This is a genomic window from Phenylobacterium sp. (assembly GCF_035309685.1).
GTDB lineage: Bacteria > Pseudomonadota > Alphaproteobacteria > Caulobacterales > Caulobacteraceae > Phenylobacterium.
This window is the reverse complement of sequence record NZ_DATGEX010000046.1, coordinates 40,611-63,490: the sequence shown is the minus strand read 5'-3', so window position 1 is coordinate 63,490 and position 22,880 is coordinate 40,611. Positions and strand designations below refer to the sequence as shown.

24 protein-coding genes are annotated in these 22,880 nt (G+C 70.4%); 16 read left to right on the top strand and 8 right to left on the bottom strand.

Annotated features, from left to right (window positions below):
* The first annotated feature begins 54 nt into the window (after nucleotides 1-54).
* Nucleotides 55-570 (top strand): ribosome maturation factor RimM, encoded by a 516-nt coding sequence (gene rimM, locus VKQ35_RS15105; protein WP_324363038.1) that lies wholly within the window; start codon nucleotides 55-57, stop codon nucleotides 568-570.
* Between the two features lie 183 nt (nucleotides 571-753).
* Here the strand turns inward: rimM and tesB are convergent, their stop codons facing one another.
* A complete protein-coding gene (tesB, locus tag VKQ35_RS15100) occupies nucleotides 754-1,641 on the bottom strand; it encodes an acyl-CoA thioesterase II (RefSeq protein ID WP_324363036.1) in 888 nt (295 codons plus the stop codon).
* A gap of 108 nt (nucleotides 1,642-1,749) precedes the next feature.
* Here tesB and trmD point away from each other — a divergent pair, with 108 nt between their 5' ends.
* Nucleotides 1,750-2,442, top strand: coding sequence for a tRNA (guanosine(37)-N1)-methyltransferase TrmD (gene trmD, locus VKQ35_RS15095; RefSeq protein ID WP_324363034.1), 693 nt, complete (start codon nucleotides 1,750-1,752; stop codon nucleotides 2,440-2,442).
* 40 nt (nucleotides 2,443-2,482) lie between these two features.
* Nucleotides 2,483-2,884: a 50S ribosomal protein L19 gene (gene rplS / locus VKQ35_RS15090; protein ID WP_324363032.1), complete on the top strand. Its 402-nt coding sequence runs from the start codon at nucleotides 2,483-2,485 to the stop codon at nucleotides 2,882-2,884.
* A 246-nt stretch (nucleotides 2,885-3,130) separates the two neighbouring features.
* On the opposite strand, the gene VKQ35_RS15085 is transcribed toward rplS, so the two are convergent.
* Together VKQ35_RS15085 and VKQ35_RS15080 are read right to left on the bottom strand one after the other, a co-directional pair.
* Nucleotides 3,131-3,526, bottom strand: coding sequence for a GFA family protein (locus tag VKQ35_RS15085; protein WP_324363030.1), 396 nt, complete (start codon nucleotides 3,524-3,526; stop codon nucleotides 3,131-3,133).
* Complete coding sequence (locus VKQ35_RS15080) at nucleotides 3,523-4,422, bottom strand: LysR family transcriptional regulator (RefSeq protein WP_324363028.1); 900 nt, start codon at nucleotides 4,420-4,422, stop codon at nucleotides 3,523-3,525. The genes VKQ35_RS15085 and VKQ35_RS15080 overlap by 4 nt, the downstream gene beginning before the upstream one ends.
* Nucleotides 4,423-4,513: 91 nt before the next feature.
* Here VKQ35_RS15080 and VKQ35_RS15075 point away from each other — a divergent pair, with 91 nt between their 5' ends.
* The 6 genes from VKQ35_RS15075 (at nucleotide 4,514) to leuB (ending at nucleotide 9,831) form a co-directional block, all read left to right on the top strand.
* Complete coding sequence (locus tag VKQ35_RS15075; RefSeq protein ID WP_324363026.1) at nucleotides 4,514-5,506, top strand: NAD-dependent epimerase/dehydratase family protein; 993 nt, start codon at nucleotides 4,514-4,516, stop codon at nucleotides 5,504-5,506.
* 83 nt (nucleotides 5,507-5,589) lie between these two features.
* Nucleotides 5,590-7,017, top strand: a complete 1,428-nt coding sequence (leuC, locus tag VKQ35_RS15070; protein WP_324363073.1) for a 3-isopropylmalate dehydratase large subunit — start codon at nucleotides 5,590-5,592, stop codon at nucleotides 7,015-7,017.
* Nucleotides 7,014-7,841 (top strand): VOC family protein, encoded by an 828-nt coding sequence (locus tag VKQ35_RS15065; RefSeq protein ID WP_324363024.1) that lies wholly within the window; start codon nucleotides 7,014-7,016, stop codon nucleotides 7,839-7,841. Before leuC ends, VKQ35_RS15065 begins: the two co-directional genes overlap by 4 nt.
* The gene (gene leuD, locus VKQ35_RS15060; RefSeq protein WP_324363022.1) at nucleotides 7,841-8,452 is read left to right on the top strand and encodes a 3-isopropylmalate dehydratase small subunit; all 612 of its coding nucleotides are present in this window, start codon (nucleotides 7,841-7,843) and stop codon (nucleotides 8,450-8,452) included. Before VKQ35_RS15065 ends, leuD begins: the two co-directional genes overlap by 1 nt.
* Before the next feature lie 10 nt (nucleotides 8,453-8,462).
* The gene (locus VKQ35_RS15055; RefSeq protein ID WP_324363020.1) at nucleotides 8,463-8,768 is read left to right on the top strand and encodes a putative quinol monooxygenase; all 306 of its coding nucleotides are present in this window, start codon (nucleotides 8,463-8,465) and stop codon (nucleotides 8,766-8,768) included.
* A 10-nt stretch (nucleotides 8,769-8,778) separates the two neighbouring features.
* The gene (gene leuB / locus VKQ35_RS15050; protein ID WP_324363018.1) at nucleotides 8,779-9,831 is read left to right on the top strand and encodes a 3-isopropylmalate dehydrogenase; all 1,053 of its coding nucleotides are present in this window, start codon (nucleotides 8,779-8,781) and stop codon (nucleotides 9,829-9,831) included.
* On the opposite strand, the gene VKQ35_RS15045 is transcribed toward leuB, so the two are convergent.
* The 3 genes from VKQ35_RS15045 to VKQ35_RS15035 are packed head-to-tail and all read right to left on the bottom strand — an operon-like array spanning nucleotide 9,828 to nucleotide 12,710.
* Entirely contained in the window at nucleotides 9,828-10,307 is a 480-nt protein-coding gene (locus tag VKQ35_RS15045; protein ID WP_324363016.1) for a GNAT family N-acetyltransferase, read from the bottom strand. The two genes, leuB and VKQ35_RS15045, sit on opposite strands and share 4 nt — an antisense overlap.
* The gene (locus VKQ35_RS15040) at nucleotides 10,304-11,242 is read right to left on the bottom strand and encodes a helix-turn-helix domain-containing GNAT family N-acetyltransferase (protein ID WP_324363014.1); all 939 of its coding nucleotides are present in this window, start codon (nucleotides 11,240-11,242) and stop codon (nucleotides 10,304-10,306) included. Before VKQ35_RS15040 ends, VKQ35_RS15045 begins: the two co-directional genes overlap by 4 nt.
* A gap of 43 nt (nucleotides 11,243-11,285) precedes the next feature.
* Nucleotides 11,286-12,710, bottom strand: a complete 1,425-nt coding sequence (locus VKQ35_RS15035; protein ID WP_324363012.1) for a pyridoxal phosphate-dependent decarboxylase family protein — start codon at nucleotides 12,708-12,710, stop codon at nucleotides 11,286-11,288.
* A 152-nt stretch (nucleotides 12,711-12,862) separates the two neighbouring features.
* On the opposite strand from VKQ35_RS15035, the gene VKQ35_RS15030 reads away from it, so the two are divergent.
* Complete coding sequence (locus VKQ35_RS15030) at nucleotides 12,863-13,270, top strand: EVE domain-containing protein (RefSeq protein WP_324363010.1); 408 nt, start codon at nucleotides 12,863-12,865, stop codon at nucleotides 13,268-13,270.
* Here VKQ35_RS15030 and VKQ35_RS15025 read toward each other — a convergent pair.
* On the bottom strand, nucleotides 13,224-14,309 hold the full coding sequence (locus VKQ35_RS15025; protein ID WP_324363008.1) for a helix-turn-helix domain-containing protein: 1,086 nt from the start codon (nucleotides 14,307-14,309) through the stop codon (nucleotides 13,224-13,226). The two genes, VKQ35_RS15030 and VKQ35_RS15025, sit on opposite strands and share 47 nt — an antisense overlap.
* Nucleotides 14,310-14,402: 93 nt before the next feature.
* Here VKQ35_RS15025 and VKQ35_RS15020 point away from each other — a divergent pair, with 93 nt between their 5' ends.
* Both VKQ35_RS15020 and VKQ35_RS15015 read left to right on the top strand, forming a co-directional pair.
* Entirely contained in the window at nucleotides 14,403-15,770 is a 1,368-nt protein-coding gene (locus VKQ35_RS15020) for an amidohydrolase family protein (RefSeq protein WP_324363006.1), read from the top strand.
* Nucleotides 15,767-16,846 carry a serine hydrolase domain-containing protein gene (locus VKQ35_RS15015; protein WP_324363004.1) on the top strand — a complete coding sequence of 360 codons (1,080 nt, stop codon included), beginning with the start codon at nucleotides 15,767-15,769 and terminating at the stop codon, nucleotides 16,844-16,846. The genes VKQ35_RS15020 and VKQ35_RS15015 overlap by 4 nt, the downstream gene beginning before the upstream one ends.
* Here the strand turns inward: VKQ35_RS15015 and VKQ35_RS15010 are convergent.
* Nucleotides 16,843-17,223 (bottom strand): PaaI family thioesterase, encoded by a 381-nt coding sequence (locus VKQ35_RS15010; RefSeq protein ID WP_324363002.1) that lies wholly within the window; start codon nucleotides 17,221-17,223, stop codon nucleotides 16,843-16,845. The two genes, VKQ35_RS15015 and VKQ35_RS15010, sit on opposite strands and share 4 nt — an antisense overlap.
* Nucleotides 17,224-17,752: 529 nt before the next feature.
* On the opposite strand from VKQ35_RS15010, the gene VKQ35_RS15005 reads away from it, so the two are divergent.
* The 4 genes from VKQ35_RS15005 (at nucleotide 17,753) to VKQ35_RS14990 (ending at nucleotide 22,860) form a co-directional block, all read left to right on the top strand.
* Entirely contained in the window at nucleotides 17,753-18,784 is a 1,032-nt protein-coding gene (locus VKQ35_RS15005) for an aspartate-semialdehyde dehydrogenase (RefSeq protein WP_324363000.1), read from the top strand.
* A 4-nt stretch (nucleotides 18,785-18,788) separates the two neighbouring features.
* Nucleotides 18,789-19,718, top strand: a complete 930-nt coding sequence (rarD, locus tag VKQ35_RS15000; RefSeq protein WP_324362998.1) for an EamA family transporter RarD — start codon at nucleotides 18,789-18,791, stop codon at nucleotides 19,716-19,718.
* Between the two features lie 68 nt (nucleotides 19,719-19,786).
* The gene (locus VKQ35_RS14995) at nucleotides 19,787-20,158 is read left to right on the top strand and encodes a hypothetical protein (protein WP_324362996.1); all 372 of its coding nucleotides are present in this window, start codon (nucleotides 19,787-19,789) and stop codon (nucleotides 20,156-20,158) included.
* A 158-nt stretch (nucleotides 20,159-20,316) separates the two neighbouring features.
* Nucleotides 20,317-22,860 carry a bifunctional YncE family protein/alkaline phosphatase family protein gene (locus tag VKQ35_RS14990; RefSeq protein WP_324362992.1) on the top strand — a complete coding sequence of 848 codons (2,544 nt, stop codon included), beginning with the start codon at nucleotides 20,317-20,319 and terminating at the stop codon, nucleotides 22,858-22,860.
* The last annotated feature ends 20 nt before the right edge of the window (nucleotides 22,861-22,880 follow it).

The window sequence follows — 22,880 nt, the reverse complement described above, 5'->3', positions numbered from 1 at the left end:
GCGATTCAGCTTGGGCCCCGGCTTTCGCCGGGGTGAGCGGATTGGGGGAATGTCGTGGTCGATAACCCTTCCGACCTGATCATGGTGGGCCGCGTGGCGGGCGCTTTTGGCGTCCGCGGCGAGGTCCGCATCACCAGCTTCACCGCCGAGCCGATGGCGCTGGTGGACTACAAGACCCTGCTGCATGAGGACGGCTCGCCCGCCCTCACGCTCACGGCGGGCCGCGTCGCCAAGGGCGGCGTGGTCGCCCGCGCCCAGGAAATCGAGACCCGCGAACAGGCCGAGGCCGCCCGGGGGCTGAAGCTGTTCATCCCCCGCGCGCGCCTGCCCGAGCCCGACGACGAGGATGAGTTCTACGTCGCCGATCTGATCGGCATGGATGTGGTGAGCCTGGAGGGCGACCTCCTGGGCAAGGTGCGGTCCGTCCGCGACTTCGGCGCCGGCGACCTGCTGGAAGTCGCCCCCATCGCCGGCGAAAGCTGGTGGCTGCCCTTCACCAAAGAGGCCGTGCCGGAAGTGCAGGTCGAGGCGGGCCGCATCGTGGCGGTGCGGCCGGACGAGGTGGAATAGACTTAAATCCTCCACCAGCGCGCTCCGCGCGCGACAGGGGGAGGTGGCTCGCGGCGCAGCCGCGAGACGGAGGGGGTTTCACCCGCCACGTCTGCGAACGCCGACATCCTGAGCGCCGGAGAGGAAACCCCCTCAGTCAGTCTTCGCTGACAGCTCCCCCTGTGGGGGAGCATCTGTCTTTTGCTAGCCCTTCGGCTTGCGCATCCGCATCAGGCCTTCCTGGGCCACGCTGGCCACTAGGGTCCCGTCCGCCGCGTAGATTGAGCCGCGGATGAAGCCGCGGCCGCCGGAGGCCGACGGGCTGTCCTGCGAATAGAGGTGCCAGTCGTTGAAGTTGGTCTTCTTGTGGAACCACATGGCGTGGTCGAGGCTGGCCGACTGGAAGCCCGGCGTCTGCCAGTGGACCTTGTGCGGCCGCATGGCGGTGGACAACAGGTTCATGTCCGAGGCGTAGGCCATGATCACCTGATGCATGTGCTGGTCGTCGCCGATCGGCTCCCGGCAGCGGAACCAGACGTTGCTCTCCGGGTCCTTGGCCTCGCCGCCCTGGAAATAGCTGCGGGCGTCCGACGAGCGCATCTCGATCGGCCGCGGGCGCGACATCCAGCGCTTCGCCTCTTCCGGCAGGTCCTTCATCCGCGCCATGGCCTCGCGCTGCATCTCGGCCTCGTCCGGCAGCTCGTCCCAGCGCTTCACCTTGGGCATCTCGGCCTGATGCTCGAAGCCGTCCTGCTCCTCCATGAAGGAGGCGGCGAGGTTGAAGATCTGCTGGCCGTGCTGGATCGCGATCACCCGCCGCGTGGTGAAGCTGCCGCCGTCCCGGCTGCGGTCGACCTCGAAGACGATGGGCACGGTGGGGTCGCCGGGGCGGATGAAATAGCAGTGCAGCGAGTGGCAGATGCGGTCGGGCACCGTCTCGTAGGCCGCCAGCAGCGACTGGCCGATCACCTGGCCGCCGAAGATGCGGCCGGGCGAGTTGTCCGCCGTGGTCCCGCGGAACAGGTTCACCTCGATCCGCTCCAGCTGGAGCGTCTGCGACAGGTTCTCGGTTTCCACCTTGGCGGTGCTCATGGGGATCGACGGGCTCATGCTGCGGGTGCGAAGGCGGCTGGATTACGCGCGGCGTACCGTCGCGGCAAGGCTTGACCTCGCGCCCATCCCGCGCCCTTAGGACCCGCCATGTCCTTCGACGCCACCGTGCTGACCATGTTTCCCGAGGCCTTTCCGGGCCCGCTCGGCGTCTCGCTGATCGGGACCGCCTGGCGCGAACAGGGGCTTTGGTCGTTGGAAACAGTGGACATTCGCGGCTTTTCCAAAGATAAGCGCGGCTTCCTCGACGACACCCCCGCGGGTGGCGGCCCTGGACAGGTGATGCGGGCGGACGTGATCGCCTCTGCGCTGGACAGCGTGGAGCGGCGCGGCCGGCCGTTTTTGTACATGAGCGCCCGGGGCCGGCCCCTGACCCAGGCGCGCGTGCGTGAGTGGGCCCTAGGGCCTGGATTGATCGTGCTGTGCGGTCGGTTCGAAGGGGTGGATCAACGGGTCATCGAGGCCCGCGGGTTCGAGGAGGTCGCCGTGGGCGACGCGGTCCTGGCCGGTGGCGAGGCGGCGGCGTTGGTGGCGATCGAGGCCTGCGTTCGGCTGGTCCCTGGCGTTCTGGGGCAGGCGGAGAGTTTGGCCGAAGAAAGCTTCGAGGACGGGCTCCTCGAGCATCCGCAGTACACCAGGCCGCGGACGTTCGAAGGGCTCGACATCCCCGAGGTGCTGCTGGGCGGCAACCACGCCGAGGTTCGGAAGTGGCGGCAGGCGCAGCGGGAGAAGACCACGCGGGAGCAGCGGCCGGACTTATGGGCGCGGCGTCCCGCCAACTGACAACCAAAGGGCGCTCAAAGCCCCACAAAGGATGAAGACCATGAACGTGATCGAGACCCTCGAGAAGGAAGAGGCCGACCGCCTCCTCGCCGTCCGCAAGATCCCCGAGTTCCAGCCGGGCGACACCGTGCGCGTGAACGTGAAGATCAAGGAAGGCGAGCGCGAACGCGTCCAGGCCTATGAGGGCGTCTGCATCGCCCGCGGCGGCCAGGGCATCAACGAGAGCTTCACGGTGCGCAAGATCAGCTTCGGCGAAGGCGTCGAGCGCTTGTTCCCGGTGATGAGCCCCAACATCGAATCCATCGAAGTGAAGCGCCGCGGCGTCGTCCGCCGCGCCAAGCTCTATTACCTGCGCGACCGCCGCGGGAAGTCGGCCCGCATCGCCGAACGCGCCATGGGCGCCCGCGCGGTGGACGAGACCCCGGAGACCGAGGAAGCCTAGGCTTCCAACGGTTCAACGAATTCGAGACGGCGGCCGCAGCGATGCGGCCGCCGTTTTCGTATCTCCCCCGTGAAACGGCGGGAGGGGGACCGCTCGCCGAAGAGCGAGTGGTGGAGGGGGCGAGCCACCTCAACTGAATTCAAGATAGCCCGGTCGACCCGCCGCGTGTGAGGCTTGCCCCCTCCACCATCGGCTCTTCGGCCGATGGTCCCCCTCCCGCCGCTGCGCTGGGGGAGGATCTGAAGCTCAATTCCCTTCCGGATACTGCGGCAGACCGTCGTCGATCACCGTCCAGTCGAGCTTGCGGCTGACCCAGATGTGGCTGCCGGGCCTAAGCGCCTGCGGGTCGTCCAGCGTCGTCACCGCCACCGCCAGCCAAGGCCCGTCCTGCGGCTCGGCGAAGACCGGCGTCCCGCAGTTGGCGCACGACAGGCGATGCAGCCGGGCCGAGGACGCCCAGCGGGTGGTCTCGCCGGCGCGGGTCACGTCGGGGGCGTTGAACAGCGCCCGGGCGAAATAGGGGCCGCCGGTGGCGCGCTGGCAGTTGCGGCAGTGGCAGAGGCGCACATTGATCGGCTCGGCCGTGGCCCGCCAGCGCACCTGCCCGCAGAGGCAGCCGCCCTCATAACGCGCGGCGCTCACCGGGGCTCGCGGCTCTCGCGGACATAGGCGGTGCAGCCCTCGACCAGGTGGTCGAACATCAGGCGCATGCGCCGGCTGCCGCGCAGGTTCTCGTGCATGACGATCCAGCAGCCCATCTGGAAGAAGTCGAAGTTCGGCAGCACCCGTACCAGGCCCCAGCGGCGGGCGAGGCCGGTCTGGACGACGCCGATGCCGAAGCCCGCGCGCACGGCGGCGGTCTGGGCCAGGTCGCTGTCCGAGCGGAAGGTGAAGAGCTCGCGGCTGACCGGCATGTTGATGCCGGGCACGTCGCGGATGCTGGCGGCGCTGTCGAAGCCGACGATGGTGTGGCCCTTGAAGTCCTCCATCATCTGGGGCGTCCCATGCCGCTCCAGGTATTCGGGGGCGGCGTAGAAGCCCAGGACCACCTCGCCCACCTTCTTGGCGACCAGCGAGCTCTGGCTGGGCGGCGTCATGCGCACGGCGATGTCCGCCTCGCGGCGCGACAGGTCGTCATTGATGTTGGAGAGCTTGAGCTCGATGACCACGCCCGGATGCTCCTCGCGGAAGCTGGTGAGCATCGGCGGCAGCACCTCGACCCCGACCATCTCGCTGGCCGAGACGCGGATCGAGCCGACCAGGGAGTTGGCCGCGCCCGACGCGTCGCGCACGGCGGCCGAGGCGGCCGCCGACATGTCGTGCAGGTGCGGCTTCAGCTCCAGCGCCAGGTCGGTGGGCTGCAGCCCGCGCGGGCTGCGCAGGAACAAGGGCGAGCCCAGCCGCTGCTCCAGCGTCTCGATGTGGCGGCCGAGCGTCGGCTGGGTCAGGCCCCGCAGGCGCGCGGCGGCCGACAGGGTGCCGGCCTCCAGCACCGCGTGCAGGCTTTGGAACAGGTCCCAGTCGTTCGGTCCGGGCATGCGCAGATGAATACCTGTTCCAGAGGAATCGGCAATTCTGTTTGGGAGAGATGGGGCGCATCTCTGCCGCCCACAAGGCAGGGAGATAACGATGATCTCGAAAGACCAAAGGCTGGCGCTGGTGATCGGCGCGACGGGCGGCGTCGGCGGCGCGGTCACCGAGCGCCTGCTGGCCGGCGGCTGGCGCGTGCGGGCGCTGAACCGCGATCCGGACCGCGCCCGCCAGACCCACGGCCGCGCGGGCCTGGACTGGGTGAAGGGCGACGCCATGGCCGAGGCCGATGTGGCCGCCGCCGCGCAGGGCGCGAGCCTGATCGTCCACGGCGCCAATCCGGCCGGCTACAGGAACTGGGCGGGCCTGCAGCTGCCGATGCTGAACGCGTCGATCGCCGCGGCCAAGGCGGCGGGCGCGAAGCTGCTCTTCCCGGGCACCGTCTACAACTATGGCCCCGACGCCTTCCCCAAGCTCACAGAGGCCTCGCCGCAGCACCCGCTGACCCGCAAGGGCGCGATCCGGGTGCGGATGGAAGCGGCCCTGAAGGCGGCGTCCGACGAGGCGGGTCTGCGGGTGATCATCGTGCGCGCCGGCGACTTCTTCGGGCCGAGGACCACCGCCAACAGCTGGATGGCGTCGGGCCTCATCAAGCCTGGCAAGCCGCTGACCTCGGTGATGTACCCGGGCCCGCTCGGCGTCGCCCACGGCTGGGCCTATCTGCCCGATGTCGCGGAGACCATGGTCACGCTGGCCGAGCGCGACGACCTGGCCGCCTTCGAGGTCTTCCACATGGCCGGCCACACCGTCACCGGCGACGAGCTGGTCGCGGCCATGGCGCGGGTCGCCGGGCGCAAGTTGGCCGTGAGCCGCCTGCCCTGGCTCGCGCTGCACGCCATCGCGCCGTTCAACGAGACGATGCGGGAGATGCTGGAGATGCGCTACCTCTGGGACGAGCCGGTGCTGCTGGACAACGCCAAGCTCGCCGCCCGCCTGGGCGCCGAGCCGCACACGCCGCTGGACGACGCCCTGCGCGCGGCGCTTGCCGGCCTGGGCGTCCTGCCGCAGCCCGTCGCGCAATTGGCGGCGTGAGGGCAGGAAATTGCGCCGCACACCGTAGAAATGCGGCGCCGCAGCACTAGACGTGCGTGGGGTCGCGGACCTACATGCCGCTCATGCCCCCCGCTGCAAAATCTTCCGGCAAGACGCTCTACGACAAGATCTGGGACAGCCACTTGGTGGCTGACCAGGACGGCGAGTCGATCTTCTACATCGACCTGCACCTGATCCATGAGGTGACCACGCCGCAGGCCTTCGCGGGCCTGCGCGCCGCCAAGCGCGGCGTGCGCCGGCCTGACCGCACGCTGGCGGTCGCCGACCACAATGTGCCGACCGAGGGCCAGGCGCTGGGCGTCGCCGCCGTGGCGGACGAAGAGGCGCGGCTGCAGCTCCAGACGCTGGAGCGCAACGTGCGCGACTACGGGATCGAGTTCTTCCCGATGGGCGACATCCGCAACGGCATCGTCCATGTGGTGGGCCCCGAGCAGGGCCGGACCCAGCCCGGCATGACCATCGTCTGCGGCGATTCCCACACCTCGACGCACGGCGCCTTTGGGGCGCTGGCCCAGGGCATCGGCACCTCGGAGGTCGAGCATGTGCTGGCCACCCAGACCCTGCGCCAGAAGAAGTCGAAGAACCTGCGGGTCACCATCGACGGCGAGCCGATCCCGGGCGTCGGCGCCAAGGACTATGCGCTGGCGGTGATCGGCGAGATCGGCACCGCCGGCGGCACGGGCTATGTCATCGAATACGCCGGCTCGGCGATCCGGGCGCTCTCGATGGAAGGGCGCATGACCCTCTGCAACCTGACCATCGAGGCGGGCGCCAGGGCGGGCCTGGTGGCGCCGGACGAGACCACCTTCGACTATCTGCGTGGGCGGCCCGCAACGCCCAAGGGCGCGGCCTGGGAAATGGCGCTTTCCTACTGGAAGAGCTTCTTCTCCGACGACGACGCGCATTGGGACCGCGAGATCGTGCTGGATGCGGCCAAGATCGCGCCCCTGGTCACCTGGGGCACCAGCCCCGAGGACGTGATCGCCGTCACCGACCGCGTGCCCGACCCGGCCAGCTTCGAGACGCCCGACAAGCGCGCCTCGGCCGAGCGCGCGCTCGCGTACATGGGGCTCACCGCCGGCCAGCCGATCAGCCAGGCCAAGGTCGACGTGGTGTTCATCGGCTCCTGCACCAACAGCCGGATCGAGGACCTGCGCGCCGCGGCGAAGATCGTGGAGGGCCGAACGGTGGCCAGCCACGTGCGCGCCATGGTCGTCCCGGGCTCGGGCCTGGTCCGCGCCCAGGCGGAAGAGGAGGGCCTCGACGAGATCTTCCTGGCCGCCGGCTTCGAATGGCGCGAGCCCGGCTGCTCCATGTGCCTGGCCATGAACCCCGACAAGGTCGGCCCCGGCCAGCGCTGCGCCTCCACCTCCAACCGCAACTTCGAGGGCCGCCAGGGCCGCGCCGGGCGCACCCACCTGATGAGCCCGGTGATGGCCGCCGCCGCCGCCATCGCGGGCCACATCGCCGACGTCAGGGACTACCTGTGAGCCCGCCCCTGATCCCCCCTCTGATCAGGGGCCTGGACCACGTGGCCATCGCGGTCCGCGACTTCGACGCCGCGGTCGACGGCTATCGCCGCCTCTTGGGCCGCGAGCCGGAGCTGGAGCCGCGCGACGGGGCCAACCGCGCCTGGTTCCACCTGGGCAACATGGCGCTGGAGGTGATCGCGCCAAGCGGCGAGGGCGCGGCGGGCGACCGGGTCAACGCACGCTTGGACTTCGCCGGCGAGGGGCTGTGGATCGCCGCCTTCCAGGTGGACGACGTGGCCGCCGCCGGCCGTCTGCTGAGCCGCCGCGGCCTCGACGTCGAGCCCTACGCCCAAGTCGCCCGGGTGAAGGCCGCCGGCCTCGACTTCGTGCTGACGCCGGGCCGGATCGGCGCGGCGCCCTCGCCCGCCATCGGGCCCGAGGACGCGAGCGTGCCGGCGCTCGACCACATCGTCGTCCACACCCCCAATCCCGACCGGGCGCTGGGCCTCTATGGGGCCAAGTTCGGCCTCGACCTGCGGTTGGACCGGGCCAACGAGCGGTGGGGCGCGCGCCAGCTGTTCTTCCGCTGCGGCGGCGCGGTGTTCGAGGTGGGCGCGAGCCTCAAAGGGCCTGTCACCGACGAGGCCGACCGTTTCGGCGGCCTGGCCTGGCGGGTCAGCGATCCCGACGCCGCCCAGGCCCGCATCGCCGCCGCCGGCTTCGACGTCTCCGAGGTCCGCCCCGGCCGCAAGCCCGGCACCAAGGTGTTCACCGTGCGCGACGCGCCGGGCGGCGCGCCGACGCTCATGCTGATGCCGTCACCCGAGCTGGAAACCGCCTGATGGACGCCTTCACCCGCCTGGACGCCAAGATCGCGCCGCTGCCGCTGGCCAACATCGACACCGACCAGATCATCCCCAAGCAGTTCCTCAAGACGGTGGAGCGAGAGGGCCTGGCCAAGGGCCTGTTCTACGACCTGCGCTTCGACGGCGAGGGCAAGGTCAAGCCGGACTTCGTGCTGAATCGCCCCGAGTACAAGGGCGCGGGCGTGCTGGTGGCCGGCGACAATTTCGGCTGCGGCTCGTCCAGGGAGCACGCGCCCTGGGCGCTGATGGACTTCGGCATCCGCTGCGTGGTCTCCACCAGCTTCGCCGACATCTTCTACAACAACTGCTTCCAGAACGGCCTCTTGCCCGTGGTCCTGAAGGCCGACGAGGTGCAGGCGCTTATGGAGGAGGCCAAGGGCGGCAACCACCTGGTCACCGTCGACCTGGAGGCCCAGACCGTGGTCAGCCCTTCCGGCCGCCAGTTCGCCTTTGAGATCGATCCGCAGCGCAAGGAAAAGATGCTCAAAGGCCTGGACGCCATCGGCGAGACCCTGCTGGCGGCCTCCGAGATCGACACCTACGAGATGAAGCGGGCGCTGGACCGGCCCTGGCTCGAAGACGCCTGAAGGACTGACCATGAGCATCATCATCGCCGGCACGGTCCGCGTGCCGCCCGACCAACTGGCCGGCCTCAGACCGCACCAGCTGCGGATGCTGGCGGCCAGCCGCGCCGAGGACGGCTGCCTGACCTACAGCTATGGCGAGGACGTCGCCGAGCCCGGCCTGATCCGCGTCTTCGAGGTCTGGCGCGACCAGGCCGCCATCGACGCCCATTTCAAGGCGCCGCACATGGCCGTCTGGCGGGCCGCCTGCGCCGAGCATGGGGTTTCCGACCGCAAGCTCTTCGCCTACGAGACGGCCTCGGAACGCGCTCTAGCCTGAAGGCCCACCCATGACCGACCTGCTGCTCCTGCCCGGCGACGGGATCGGGCCCGAGGTGACCGCGCAGGTGCGCCGCGTGGCGACCCGCCTCGCCAACGACCTGAAGATCGACGAGCGCCCCTTCGGCGGGCAGAGCTTCGACGAGCTCGGCAGCCCGCTCACCGACGAGACGCTGGCCACCGCCAAGGCGTCGAAGGCGGTGCTGATGGGCGCGGTCGGCGGGCCGAAGTGGGCCAATGCGCCGCGCGACAAGCGCCCGGAAGCCGGCCTGCTCGGCTTACGCGCCGGCATGGGCGTGTTCGCGAACCTGCGCCCCGCCATCTGCTTCGGCCCGCTGGCCGGCGCCTCGACGCTGAAGCGCGAAGTGATCGAGGGCCTCGACCTGATGATCGTGCGCGAGCTGACCGGCGGGGTCTATTTCGGCAAGCCGCGCGGCATCGAGGACCTGCCCGGCGGCGGGCGGCGCGGCGTCGACACCCAGGTCTACACCACCTTCGAGATCGAGCGGATCGCCCGCGTCGCCTTCGAGCTGGCCCGCAAGCGCAAGAACAAGGTCCACTCGGCCGAAAAGTCCAATGTCATGGAGACCGGCTTGCTCTGGCGGCAAGTCGTCACGGATCTGCACAAGCGCGACTACGCCGACGTCGAGCTGGAGCACATCCTGGCCGACAACGCCGCCATGCAGCTGGTCAAGAACCCCAAGCAGTTCGACGTCATGGTCACTGACAACCTGTTCGGCGACATCCTCTCGGACGAGGCGGCCCAGCTCACCGGGTCGCTCGGCATGCTGCCGTCCGCCGCGCTCGGCGAGCCCGGGACGCCCGGCCTCTACGAGCCGATCCACGGCTCGGCGCCGGACATCGCCGGCCAGGGCATCGCCAATCCGCTGGCCGCGATCCTCTCCTTCGAGATGGCGCTGCGCTGGTCGCTGGACCGCGCCGACCTGGCGGACAAGCTCTACGCCGCGGTCGGCAAGGCCCTGGAAAAAGGCGCGCGCACGCCGGATCTGGGCGGCGGCCTCACCACCCTGCAGATGGCCGACGCGGTGCTGGCCGAGCTTTAGAGCGCGCGGCGCAGGAACACCGTGCCCTCCACCGGGGTGTCGTAGTAGCGCGGCGTCGGGCCGAAGCCGGTCTGCCGATAGAGCGCCAGCGCCTCGGCCATGGTCGGCAGGGTGTCGAGCTTGATCCCGCAATAGCCGATCGACCTTGCTCGCGAGACGATCGCCTCGACCAGCGCCCGGCCCAGGCCCATCCGGCGTCCGGCGGGGGCGACGTAGAGCCGCTTCATCTCGGCGTCGCCGCCGCGCTCGGGCCGGAGCGCGACACAGCCGAGCACGTCGCCCGCCGGTCCGGCGGCGATCAGCAGCTCGCCGCCCGGCGGACCGTACTTGCCCGGCAGGTCGGCGACCTCGGCGGCGAAGTCCTGGTAGCCCAGGTCGACGCCCAGCGACTGCGCATAGGCCTCGAACAGCGCCGCGACGGCGGCGAGGTCGCCCGCCGACTCCGCGCGCCGGATCTGGACGCCCGCCGGCGTCACAGCTTCAGCCGCCAGGTCTCGCTGACCTCGTCGTGGCCGAAGTCGTCGTGCACCCAGGTGCGCTCCAGCTCGAAGCCCTGGGCGGCGTAGATGCCGCGCGCGGCGACGAGCACCGCGTGGGTCCAGAGCACGATCTCGCGGTAGCCGGCGGCCCGGGCGAAGTCGACGCACTGCGCCACCAGCCGCTTGCCGAGGCCCAGGCCCCGCGCGGCCGGCGTCAGCATCAGCAGGCGCAGCCGCGCGACGCCGGGGTCTTCGTCCCTCACCAGGAAAACGCAGCCGATCCGCTCACCCTCCCGCTCGGCGATCCAGCAGCGCTCCATCGTCGCGTCGTAGCGGTCCAGGAAATCGGCGCAGATCCGCGCCGTCTCGGCTTCGATGTGGCCGTTCCAGCCGTATTCGCGGGCGTAGGTCACGCCGTGGCGCTCGACGATCCAGCCCATGTCGCCCGCCTGGTGGCGGCGCAGCCGCACCGGCCCGTCGGCCTTCGCGCCCAGCAGGGTCTCCACCTGCGCCATCGCCTCCGTCAACCGCGCGCGGCCGGCGTGCGAGAGCCCGCCCATCATACCCTCCACCAGGGCGTCGGAGCGCCGGTCGAAGGGGGCGAACACCGCCGCGCCGTGCTCGGTCAGCCGCAGCAGCGCGCTGCGGCCGTCGGTGGCGGAGCGTTCGCGGCTGACCACGCCGTCGCGCTCGAAGCGGGCGAGGATGCGGCTCAGGTAGCCGGCGTCGAGGCCGGTGATCTCGCCCACCGCCTTCGCCGTGACCCCATCGCCCTTGGCGATCTCGTAGAGCACCCGGCCCTCGGCCAGGGTGTAGGAGGTGCCGAGGTAGCCCTTTTCCAAGAGGCCGATGGCGCGGGTGTAGAAGCGGTTGAAGCGACGGACCGCGGCGACCGGATCGGCGGCATCGGCAGGCGGATGGTCGGCAAGCATGGCGATCTCCCGAACGCCAGCAGGCTCCAGTTACTTGACGGAGTCAACTATTTGCGGTGAGCGCCACCCGCACCGCCTCGACGGTCCGCGCCACGTCGGCCTCGGTCGTGCGCCAGTTGCAGGCGCTGACCCGCATGCAGCGCCGCCCGCGGAAGGTGACGCCGCCGAACAGCGCCTCGCCGCCGGCGTTGATCGCCGCGATCACCTGGTCGGTGCGCGCGTCGTGGTCGGCCTCGGTGGCCCCGGCCTGCGGCGAGAGGAACCGCACCAGCCCCTGGTTGAGATGCGACGAGGTCACGACCTCGGCCCCGGCCAGCGCGCCGATGCCCGCGGTGATCGCCTGCGCATAGCGGCAGGTGCGGTCGACGAGGTCGGCGACGCCCTCGCGGCCGAGCTCGCGCAGGGCGGCGTAGAGGGCGAACCCCCGTGCGCGGCGGGAGAACTCCGGGTTCCAGTCGATCTGGTCGCGGGCCGCGCCGCCGGCCGGCAGGTAGCTGGTGGCGAGCGTCATGGCCGCCCGGTGGGCCTGGGCGTCGCGGACGAAGGCGAGGCCGGAATCGTAGGGGACGTTCAGGTACTTGTGCGCGTCGGTCGTCCAGCTGTCGCAGAGCTCGATCCCCTCGGCGAGGCCGCGATGGGTGGGCGTCGCGCGCGCCCAGAGGCCAAAGGCGCCGTCCACATGGGTCCAGGCGCCGGCCGCGCGGGCCATGGGCGCGAGCTTCCCGAACGGATCGAAGGCCCCGCGGTTCAGCTCGCCGGCCTGCAGCACCACGATCGTCGGGCCGCCGTCCTCAGCCAAGGCCGCGCGCAGCCCCTCGGGCGCCACGCAGCCGGCCTCGTCCATCGGCAGCGGGACGATGTTGTCCGAGCCCAGGCCCATGAACCGCACCGCGCGGTCCACCGAGCCGTGGCGGTCGGCGTTGGCCAGGATGCGGATCGGCGGCGCCCCGGCCAGGCCCTTGGCCTCCACGTCCCAGCCGCCGTCGCGCAGCACCGCGTGGCGCGCGGCCGCCAGGCAGGTCGCGTGCGCCATCTGGGTGCCGGTCACGAAGCCGACGCTGGTCTGATCCGGCAGGCCGAAAAGGTCCTTCAGCCAGCCCGCCGCGACCTCCTCGACCACCGAGGCGGCCGGTCCGCAGGCGTGGATGCCGGCGTTCTGGTCCCAGGCGGTGGTCAGCCAGTCGGCCGCCATCGCCGCCGGCAGGCCGCCGCCGATCACCCAGCCGAAGAACCGCCCGCTCTGCGAGCCGAGGATGCCGCCCTCGACGTCGGCCACCAGGTCGTCGATCACCTGCACCGGCGCGACGCCCTGCGCGGCCAGCGGCCGACCCAGCCGCGCGCGCATCTCCTCCAGAGTGGCGGTGGTGGCGACCGACCGCGCGTCCAGGCCATCGAGCCAGGCGAAGGCGTGCTCGGCGGCCCGCGTCAGGGCGGCGCGTTCAGGTGTCTTCGTCGGCCCAGTCGTCATTTGGGGAGTCCCTCCAGGCGCGGGACATGGGGTGTCGTCGCGAGCTTCGTCAACGGGGCGATCGCGACAAACGGAAGGGGCATTCGACCTTGCCAAGCCGCGCGGCCGCATGATCCTGTCGCGCCTCGAACCAAGACCGGCGGGGAGATCCGATGGCGTACTGGCTGGTGAAATCAGAGCCCAACAAATACGCCTTCGGCGACCTGCAACGGGACGGCAAGACCGTCTGGGACGGGGTGCGCAACAACGCCGCCGCCCTGCACCTGAAGGCGATGAAGCTGGGCGACGAGGTGCTCTACTACCACTCCCAGGAGGGACTTGAGGTGGTGGGCGTGGCCAAGGTCGTGAAGGAGTCGTTCCTCGATCCCAGCGATCCGGCAGGCCGCTTCGTGGCCGTCGAGCTGGCGCCGGTCCGCGCCCTGCCCAAGCCCGTCAGCCTGCAGGCGATGAAGGCCAATCCGGCGCTCGCCGCCCTGGAGATGATCCGCCAGGGCCGGCTGTCGGTCTCGCCGGTCAGGCCCGCCGAATGGTCCGCGATCCTGAAGATGGCGGGCGCGTAGGCGGCTTCGCCGGCGTCTCGCCGGCGCGGCGCTGTCGGTACGCGCTGGGGCTCATCCCCAGGCGGCGCTGGAACTCGGCGTTGAACAGGCTCTTCGAGGTGAAGCCCGCGTCGTACATCACCGTCTTGATCGGCGCCCCGGGCTCGGCCAGCAGGCGAGCGGCCGCGGCCTCCACGCGGTGGCGGTTGAGGAAGGCGGCCACGTTGCCGCCGTGGCGCTCGTTGATCAGGCGCGAGACCTGCCGCGGCGCGGCGCCCAGGGCGCGGGCGAGACCGTCCAGGCCGAGCGCCGGGTCGAGGAAGGGCTGTCCCGCCATCACCGCCGCCAGCCGCGCGTCCAGGCTGTCGAAGTCCGGCTCGCCCTCGGCGGCGTAGGCGGCGATCAGCGGCGCGCGGCGCAAGGCGCGGCGCAGCGCCCAGAAGAGCGCCAGGCAGGCCGCCGCCAGCGACACCGCCAGCACCGCCAGGTAGCCGGGCGCGCCCAGGAACGAGCCGCTCGCCGAGGCCTGGGCCACGATCACCAGGCGCAGCCCAAGCACCAGCCCCGCCGCGATCAGCACGCCGGCCAGCAGCCGCCAGGTCGCCGCCGACCCATAGGCGTTACGGCCCACCAGGAAGCCGCGCACGGCGGCGGCGAGGTAGAGGCTCCAGACGCCGATGACATAGGCGTCCATCGCCGGCGCCCGCCCGCTCTCCCAGAGCGCGAGCCCCGCCAGCGCTGGGGCGAGGTGCAGAAGATCCAGGGCCGAAAGGCGGGGCGGCGGGCTCCTCGCCTGGCGCACCAGCTGCAGCACCAGCGCCGGCGCCATGAGGTCGAGGAACAGCACCAGATCGCCCAGGCGCGGCCAGTGGGCGATCTGCTGCGCCAGGTTCGCCCCCAGCATCAGGGCCACCACCGCGCAGAGCGCCGACAGGAACAGGCCGGCCCGCGAACGGTCGCTGGGCGCGGTCGCCAGAACCGCGGCGTAGAGCGCGAGCAGCACGCCGGCCGCCGCCTCGAGCGCGATGGCCGCCAGGCCGGACGCGGTCACCACGCCCACGAAACGGACCTCGAACGCATTTGCGGACCTGCGCGGCCGCGCGCGGCGGGCGCATTGCGCCTAGGCCGGGGCGTCGTCGTCCAAGGACCCCGCATGTTGCTCCGCCGCCTGATCCCCGCGCTCCTTCTCCTCGCCCTCGCCGGACCTGGCAGGGCCGCGGCGCGCTGCGACCTCGCCATCGCTCACGTCAACGTCGTGCCGATGAGCCGCGAGACCGTCCTGCCCGACCGCACCGTCCAGGTGCAGGGTGGGCGCATCGTCGCCATCGTCAAGGCGGGCGCTTCGCCGCTTGCCTGCCGCGTGACCGTCGAGGGCCACGGGCGCTATCTGCTGCCGGGCCTGAACGACCTCCACGTCCATCTGGACACCGCCGGCTTCGCCCAGGCCTTCGGGATCAGGGGCGCGCCGCCGGTCGATTTCCCGGCCGGCTTCGCCCTCTACCTCGCCAATGGCGTCACCGGCGTGCGGGTCATGTCGGGCGGGCCGGACATCCTGGCCTTCCGCGACAGCCAGAAGGGCCTGCGCTCAGCCTTTCCGCGCCTGGTGACAGCCAGCCCCATGCTGTCCGGCGCCCCGCCGGTGATCCCCGAGCCGATCACCCGGGTCGTGACGACACCGGACGCCGGCCGGGCGGCGGTCGATGAATACGCCACGGCCGGCTACGACTTCATCAAGGTGCGCGACAACCTGAGGCCCGAGGTGTTCCGCGCGATCCTGGCGCAGGCCAAGGTCCGCGGGCTCTATGTCGACGGCCACATCTCGCAGGGCCAGGGCCTGAGCGTCGCCGATGTGCTCGCCGCCGGCCAGCACGCCGTCGCCCACCTCGACAATTTCGCGCTGGCCATGAAGCGCGACAGCGACGCCCAGACCTACGTCCAGGAACTCCTCGCCTGCGGCTGCTTCGTCTCCTCGACCCTGCAGGTGGAGACCAATGCGCTGCGCCAGATCGCCGACTACGAGGGGATGATTTCGCGGCCGAGCGTGAAATATGTCCCGCCGCTGGCGGTGAAGGCCTTCTGGTCGAAGCCCAACAACGGCTACGCCGACGGCAAGGCCGACCCCGCCTTCTTCCGCGAACTCTACCGGCAAGACGGCGTCCTGCTGCGCGCCTTCGTCGCCGCCGGCGTGCCGGTGGTGGCGGGCACCGACGCCTTGAACCCGATGATCACGCCCGGCGAAAGCTTGCACGAGGAGCTGGAGGCGATGGTCGAGAGCGGGGTCACCCCCTACCAGGCGCTGCGCACCGCCACCGCGGTCCCGGCGCGGGTCGTTCCCGGCTTCGCGGATCTCGGCGAACTGGCGCCCGGCAAGACCGCGAACGCGGTGCTGGTCGAGGGCAATCCGCTCAAGGACCTGACAGCCTTACGGGCCCCGATGGGCGTGATGATCAACGGCCATTGGCTCTCGCGCGCGGACCTGGCGCGGGGTCTCGACCGCGCCGCCGCCAGCTACGCCCGATGATCCCTGGCCGCAGACATTTGCTGGGCGGGGCAGCGGCCTGCGCACTCGCGCCTGGCGCCGCCCTTGCCGCGAGGCCCTGGGCCGCCGTAACGCGGCGCCTCGCCGCCGACTATCCCGCCGATGGGCCCGGCGCGGTGGCCATCGCCGCGCGCGGCGAGCGGATCGCCTACGCCCGGGGCTTCGGCCTCGCCGAGCTGGAGCTGGGCGTTCCCATGGGCGCGGACAGCGTCGTGCGCATCGCCTCGCTGACCAAGCAGTTCACCGCGGTCGCCACCCTCAGGCTCATCGAGGCGGGCGGGCTTTCCCTGGACGACAGCCTGGCGCTGCGGCTCGCCGATTGCCCAACGGCCTGGCGGCCGATCACCCTGCGCAACCTGCTCAGCCAGACCTCGGGGCTTACCGGCGACATGGCGGCGATCTTCGCGCAGCCGCTCGTCGACCGCTCGCCGGGCGAGCTGCTGGCGCCCTTCCGCGACCGGCCGCTGACCGCGCCGCCCGGCGCGCGCTGGGGCTACAGCAATCTCAACTATTGGCTGCTCGGCAAGATCATCGAGACCACCACCGGCGAGCCCTACGCCGACCACATCGTCCGCCATGTGCTGGCGCCCGGCATGACGCGCACGCGCTACGGCGACGTGGGCGCGGTGATCCCGGGGCGGGCGCTCGGCTACGAACGCGAAGGCGGCGGCCCCTGGCGCAACGCGCGCGCTTTCAGCCAGACCATCGGCTACGCGGCCGGCGGGTTCCTCTCGACGCCTGCGGACATGGCCCGCTGGTACGCCGCGCTTGGCCGGGGCGAGATCGTCGGCCGCCGGATGCTCAATCTGGCCGGCGAGGCAGTCCGCACCCTCGACGGCAAGCCCACCGGCTATGGCCTCGGCTGGTATGTCTCCCAGATCGGCGGCGAGCGGGTGCTGCACCACGGCGGCAGCTCGATCGGCTTCATGGCCTACGATTTCTGGGTTCCGGCGCGGCGGCTGTTCGCCGGCGTCTTCCAGAACAGCAGCGATGAGCGCGGCGAACCGCGAGACGCCGCCCGCGCGGTGCTGGCCGCTCTCGTGGCCAAGGCGCCCTAACCCTCGACGGTCATCTGGGTCTGGGTGACCAGCGCCATCAGCTTGCCCTCGTCGTTGGTGATGCGGGTCTGCCAGACGCTGGAGCGGCGGCCGATGTGCAGCGGCGTCGCCTCGCCGGTGACGGTCGAGCCCACCGGCGCGCCGCGCAGGAAGTTGGTCTTGCTCTCCAGCGTCGCGGTCCGCGCGCCGGGCGCAAGGTTCAGCACCCCGCCGATGGCGCCCAGCGCGTCGGCAAACGCCATGTAGGCGCCGCCGTGCAGGATGCCGCCGGACGTGCAGAGGTCGTCGCGCACCGTCATCCGCCCGACGACGCGGGTCTTCTCGCGCTCGACGATCTCGACGCCCATCAGGTCGGAGAAGGGCATGCCGGTGGTCATCTTCGCGCTCCCCGAGGGCGCATCTTTCAAGATGCCACCCCGCCTTAGATCTCATGGATGATGCGAGCCTCTGGGTCCGAGCAAGTCAAGGAGCGGCTCTTTGGCCGCCCGCCTCGCGGCGCGCCTTTGGCGCGTCCTTGAGTTGCTCGGACCCAGAGGCAAACTGGCTGCCATGAGATTTAAGCCGCAGTCCGCGCGGCTGTCCTTACCTCCCCCGCGCAGCGGCGGGAGGGGGACCCTCGGCCAAGCGCAGCGAAGAGCCGAGGGTGGAGGGGGCATGCCTCAGGCGTTGCGGGTCTTTCGAGCAGCTCAAATGTCGAGCTTGTGGCTCGCCCCCTCCACCACTCGCTCTGCGGCGAGTGGTCCCCCTCCCGCCATTGCTGCCGCAATGGGGGAGGTAAGCGGGTTGCGCATTCGCCACGCCCTGACCATCTCAGCACTTCTGCAACCGGCTTTCAGTATCCCTCGCCTTGCGTCGCGGGGGCGCAGGGCGTAACGAACCGCTCCCTCAAGACCAAGGAGAACCGCGATGGGTTACCGGGTGGCCGTTGTTGGCGCCACGGGCAATGTGGGCCGCGAAATGCTGAATATCCTCGAGGAAGTGAACTTCCCCGTGGAGAAAATTCATGCGATCGCGTCGCGCAAATCCATCGGTGTGGAAGTCTCCTTCGGCGATCAGATCGTCCGTTGCGAGGACATCGCCCAGTTCGACTTCGCCAAGGTCGACATCGTGCTGATGAGCGTGTCCGGGATCTTCTCCAAGGAATGGTCGCCGAAGATCGCCGCGGCCGGTCCCATCGTCATCGACAATTCGTCGGCCTGGCGCATGGACCCCGACGTCCCGCTGATCGTGCCGGAAGTGAATCCGGACGACGCGATGTGGGCGAACCGCAAGAACATCATCGCCAACCCGAACTGCTCGACCGTGCAGCTGGTGGTGGCGCTCAAGCCGCTGCACGACCGCGCGCGGATCAAGCGCGTCGTCGTCTCGACCTATCAATCGGTGTCGGGCGCCGGCAAGGAAGGCATGGACGAACTGTTCGACCAGACGAAGAACGTCTTCGTGCTGGGGGCGACCCCGCCGAACAAGTTCCCCAAGCAGATCGCCTTCAACGTCATCCCCTTCATCGGGGAGTTCAAGGACGACGGCTACACCGACGAAGAGCAGAAGATGTGGAACGAGACCCACAAGATGCTCGATCCGGACATCGCGCTGACGGTCACCTGCGTGCGCGTGCCGGTGATGGTCGGCCACTCGGAAGCCGTGAACATCGAGTTCCACGAGCCGCTCGACGAGGACGAGGCGCGCGACATCCTGCGCGAAAGCCCCGGCGTGATCGTCATCGATAAGCGGGATTCCACCGGCTACATGACGCCGAAGGAAGCCCAGGGCGAGTTCCCGGTGTTCGTCAGCCGCATCCGCAACGATCCGACCGTCAAGAACGGCCTGAACATGTGGGTGGTCTCGGACAATCTGCGAAAAGGCGCCGCGCTCAACGCCGTGCAGATCGCAGAGCTGCTCCACGAGCGCGGCCTGATCCGCCAAAAAGCCCTCGCCTGACGCCATGACTAAGCCGGCGCCGGGCGGCGACTCCCGCCCGGCTCTGGCCGCGGCGATCGTCTGCTACCTCATCTGGGGGGTCGTGCCCCTGGTGTTCCAGGCCATGGGACACTTAGGGATGACCCCGTGGGAGATCCTCGCCAACCGCACGGTCTGGGCCGTGCCGATCGCAGCGCTGTTCGTCGTGCTGGCGGGTCAGGGGCGCGAGGTGGCCGCGGTGCTGCGCAACCGGCGCACGCTGGCCTGGCTGACGCTGTCGTCGCTGCTGATCGCCGGCAACTGGGGCATCTACATCTGGGCGGTGAACTCCGGCCGGGTGCTGGAGACGGCGCTTGGCTACTACATCAACCCGCTGCTCGGCATGGCGGCCGGCGCGCTGATCTTCAACGAGAAGATCGACCGGCTGGGCTATCTGGCCATCGCGCTGGCGGTGGTGGGCGTCGCTGTGCAGGCCGTCGCGGTCGGCGGCCTGCCGATCGTCTCCCTGGCGCTGGCGCTGAGCTTCGGCGGCTACGGCATCGTGCGCAAGCGCGTGGCGGCCTCGGCGCAGACGGGCCTCTTGATCGAGTGCCTGGTGCTGGCGATGTTCGGCCTGGCCTATGTGGTCTGGCTGCAGCGCTCGGGCGTCGGCCACCTCGGCAAGAGCCTGCCGGCCACGGCCTGGCTGCTGGCCTGCGGGCCGTTCACCGCCGTGCCGCTGGTGCTGTTCTCCTGGGCGGCCAGGCGGATCCCGCTCTCGTCGCTGGCCTTCCTGCAGTTCTTAGGGCCCACCAGCGGCTTCGTCATCGGCGTGGCGCAGGGCGAGGCGTTCACGCCGCTCAGGGCCGCCTCCTTCGTGTTCATCTGGGGCGGCGCGGTGGTGTTCGCGGTCGCGGCCCTGCGCCGCTCGCGGCCCGAGCTGATGGCCACCGAGCTGGTCGAGCCGGCCGAATGACCAAAGCTTAACTGGGACCCAGACCGCGGGTGTCTTAGTTTCACCGTGGAAGCTGGAGGCCTTGCGCCATGGGCAAGCTGATCGCCGGAACCGTCATCTGCGCCGCCATCTGCACGGGGGCGGCCGTCGCCGCGCCCGCCCGGGCGGTGGGCGTCGACACCCCGCAGGACCAGGGCCCGCAGGCCCAGCAGGTCTATCTGCGCGAGACCCAGAAGGTCACCGCCCGCGCGCAACTGATCTACAAGCTGGCCGACAACGCCCCGGCCGCCGAAGGCCGCGCCGAGGTGGTCGAGCGCAGCCAGGGCCTGGTGGTCTATGAACCGGCCGCCGCGCCCGCCGCCGACCCGCAGGTCCGCCCGGCGAGCCCGGTCCACACCACCACGACCTCGACCGTCAGCTGGACGCCCGCGCCGGCGCTGCCCACCCCGCGCAGCTTCTAGGCCGCCCGACCGGCCTGTCATCAAGCCATCGCAAACCGGGGGCAAAGCCGCCTCCTGGATATGTCCAGGATCTAGGGGCGGCTGATCCGTTGCGCCGAATAGGCGCCGCGCGCATGGTCGGACCCTGCAAGGTCAAGGTTCGAGCCGGAGTACAGCGCATGCGTCCGTTCCCCGCCCTCTGGCTGGCCGCCGCGGCCATCGGCCTGGGCGCCCTGAACCTGGCGGCCGAGCCCGCGCCCAAGCCCCGGCCGATCGGCGAGGCGACCACGGCTCTGCCGGGCGCCCTGCCCGCCGGGAACGGCTTCGATCTCCCCAACGGCTGGCGGGTGACCCCGGCCGGGAAGGTCGTCGCCGACCTCAACGACCTGATCCTGAAGATGCTGCCCTCGCCCGACGGGCGGGTGATCGTCGCCATGCACTCCGGCTACACGCCGCACGGCCTTTCGGTCATCGACGCCAAGACCCACAAGGTGGTGCAGGAAGTGCCGCTGAAGACCACCTGGCTCGGCATGTCCTGGTCGGCCGACGGCAAGACCCTCTACGTCTCCGGCGGCAACGCCAACGGCGAGAAGAAGGAGGCGGCGAGCCTCGGCCCGATCTATGCCCTGGCCTACGCCAACGGCCGGCTGGACCCGACGCCCAAGGCCCAGTTCACCGACAAGCTGCCCACCGACCAGACCTGGTGGTCCGGCGTCCACGCCGACGCCAAGCGCGGCCTGGTCTGGGCCGCCAACCGCGGCACCTCGATGGACGCCACCGACGTCGTGGCCTTCGACGCCAAGACCGGCGCGGTGAAGAAACGCATCCGCGTCGGCGTCAGCCCCTACGAGCTGGCGCTCAGCGCCGACGGCAAGCGGCTCTACGTCTCCGACTGGGGCGACAAGAGCGTCAGCGTGGTCGACATCGCGGCGGAGAAGGTCGTCAAGACCATCCCCGTGGGCTTCAACCCCAACGACATGGCGCTCAGCGCCGACGGGCGCCTGTTCGTCGCCTGCTCCAACGAGAACACCGTCTATGTGATCGACACCCGCACCGGAACGGTGATGCAGGTGATCTCGATCGCGCTGTATCCCAAGGCGCCGCTGGGCTCGACGCCCAACGCGCTGGCGCTCGACGCCAAGCGCAAGCTGCTGTTCGTGGCCAACGCGGACAACGACGACGTGGCGGTGATCGACGTGAAAAAGCGCGAGACCAGCGAGGTCCTGGGCTTCATTCCGGCCGGCTGGTACCCCTCGGCGCTGACCCTCGGCGAGAAGGGCGACGTCCTCTACATCGGCGCCACCAAGGGCGAGTCCGGCCACCCGACGCTGAAAGGCCCGACCAGCCCGCTGGCGTCGAAGTTCAACGGCGACGAGACGATCAAGACCGTGCAGCGCAGCAGCGTCGAGCGCGTGCCCTTGGCCGGCCTGCGGACGCATCTCGCCGCCTGGACGAAGCAGGTGTTCGCCGACACCCCCTACAACGACAAGCTGCTGGCCGAGGCCCGGCCGTTCCGCACCCCCAGCATCATGCCGAGCAAGGTGGGCGCAGGCTCGCCGATCAAGCACATCATCTACATCATCAAGGAAAACCGGACCTACGATCAGGTCTACGGCGACCTGCCGCGCACCAACGGCGACCCGCGCCTGGCGATCTTCGGCCGCCAGATCACGCCCAACCAGCACGCCATGGCCGAGCAGTTCGCGGCCTTCGACAACTGCTACGCCGACGGCGATGTCAGCAAGGACGGCCACTCCTGGGCCAACGCCGCCTACGCCACCGACCAGAACGAGAAGTCCTGGCCCACCGAATACGGCGGCCACAGCCAGTCCACCTGGCGGTCCATGGCCTACATGCCGTCCGGCGGCTACCTGTGGGACGCGGCCAAGCGCAGGGGCCTGACCTACCGCAGCTACGGCGAATATGCGACGCGCGCCTCCACCGGTGAGCCGATGCTGCAGATCTCCGGCGCCAACGGCCTGGTCGGCCACGTCTCGCCCAACTATCTGCAGAACCGGGTGCGCGACACCGAGAACGCCAAGGTCTTCCTCCAGGAGTTCAGCGAGTACGAGAAGAACTTCGACTCACATGACCCCGAGAAGCGCCTGCCCAACTACATCGTCATGTCGATGCAGGAGAACCACACCCACGGCACCGACCCCAAGTCGTTCAGCCCCAGGGCCATGGTCGCCAACCAGGACGTGGCGCTCGGCCAGATGCTGGAGCGCATCACCCACAGCAAGTACTGGCCGGAGACCGCCGTCTTCATCATGGAGGACGACGCCCAGGACGGCCCCGACCACGTGGACGCGCGCCGCACCGCCTGCCTGGTGATCAGCCCCTACATCAAGCGCGGGACCGTCGACTCCACGCTCTACACGACGAGCTCGATGGTGCGTTCGATCGAGCTGCTGCTCGGCCTGCCGCCGCTCAGCCAGTACGACGCGGCCGCCACGCCCTTCTACGCGGTGTTCGGCACCACGCCGGACCTGACGCCCTTCAAGGGCCTGCCGGCGCAGTACGACGTCAACGAGATGAACTCGCCCAAGGCCTACGGCGCCCGCGAAAGCGCCAAGATGAACTTCGCCGACGCCGACGACGCGCCCATGCACCGCCTGAACGAGATCATCTGGAAGAGCGTCAAGGGCCCGGACTCGCCCATGCCGCCGCCGGTGCATCGGTTCCGCGCGGTGGTCGGGCCGGAGGCGGGCGGGAGGGAGTAGGCCGAAAGCCCAACGCGTCG

Coding starts and splice junctions, on each gene's coding strand:
- VKQ35_RS15015 (WP_324363004.1), top strand. CDS start 15,767: ATGATCCCTGGCCGCAGACATTTGCTGGGCGGGGCAGCGGCCTGCGCA.
- VKQ35_RS15055 (WP_324363020.1), top strand. CDS start 8,463: ATGAGCATCATCATCGCCGGCACGGTCCGCGTGCCGCCCGACCAACTG.
- VKQ35_RS15080 (WP_324363028.1), bottom strand. CDS start 4,422: ATGCCCGGACCGAACGACTGGGACCTGTTCCAAAGCCTGCACGCGGTG.
- VKQ35_RS15030 (WP_324363010.1), top strand. CDS start 12,863: ATGGCGTACTGGCTGGTGAAATCAGAGCCCAACAAATACGCCTTCGGC.
- leuD (WP_324363022.1), top strand. CDS start 7,841: ATGGACGCCTTCACCCGCCTGGACGCCAAGATCGCGCCGCTGCCGCTG.
- tesB (WP_324363036.1), bottom strand. CDS start 1,641: ATGAGCACCGCCAAGGTGGAAACCGAGAACCTGTCGCAGACGCTCCAG.
- VKQ35_RS14995 (WP_324362996.1), top strand. CDS start 19,787: ATGGGCAAGCTGATCGCCGGAACCGTCATCTGCGCCGCCATCTGCACG.
- trmD (WP_324363034.1), top strand. CDS start 1,750: ATGTCCTTCGACGCCACCGTGCTGACCATGTTTCCCGAGGCCTTTCCG.
- VKQ35_RS15075 (WP_324363026.1), top strand. CDS start 4,514: ATGATCTCGAAAGACCAAAGGCTGGCGCTGGTGATCGGCGCGACGGGC.
- VKQ35_RS15010 (WP_324363002.1), bottom strand. CDS start 17,223: ATGACCACCGGCATGCCCTTCTCCGACCTGATGGGCGTCGAGATCGTC.
- rarD (WP_324362998.1), top strand. CDS start 18,789: ATGACTAAGCCGGCGCCGGGCGGCGACTCCCGCCCGGCTCTGGCCGCG.
- leuB (WP_324363018.1), top strand. CDS start 8,779: ATGACCGACCTGCTGCTCCTGCCCGGCGACGGGATCGGGCCCGAGGTG.
- VKQ35_RS15035 (WP_324363012.1), bottom strand. CDS start 12,710: ATGACGACTGGGCCGACGAAGACACCTGAACGCGCCGCCCTGACGCGG.
- leuC (WP_324363073.1), top strand. CDS start 5,590: ATGCCCCCCGCTGCAAAATCTTCCGGCAAGACGCTCTACGACAAGATC.
- VKQ35_RS15005 (WP_324363000.1), top strand. CDS start 17,753: ATGGGTTACCGGGTGGCCGTTGTTGGCGCCACGGGCAATGTGGGCCGC.
- VKQ35_RS15020 (WP_324363006.1), top strand. CDS start 14,403: ATGTTGCTCCGCCGCCTGATCCCCGCGCTCCTTCTCCTCGCCCTCGCC.
- rplS (WP_324363032.1), top strand. CDS start 2,483: ATGAACGTGATCGAGACCCTCGAGAAGGAAGAGGCCGACCGCCTCCTC.
- VKQ35_RS14990 (WP_324362992.1), top strand. CDS start 20,317: ATGCGTCCGTTCCCCGCCCTCTGGCTGGCCGCCGCGGCCATCGGCCTG.
- VKQ35_RS15040 (WP_324363014.1), bottom strand. CDS start 11,242: ATGCTTGCCGACCATCCGCCTGCCGATGCCGCCGATCCGGTCGCCGCG.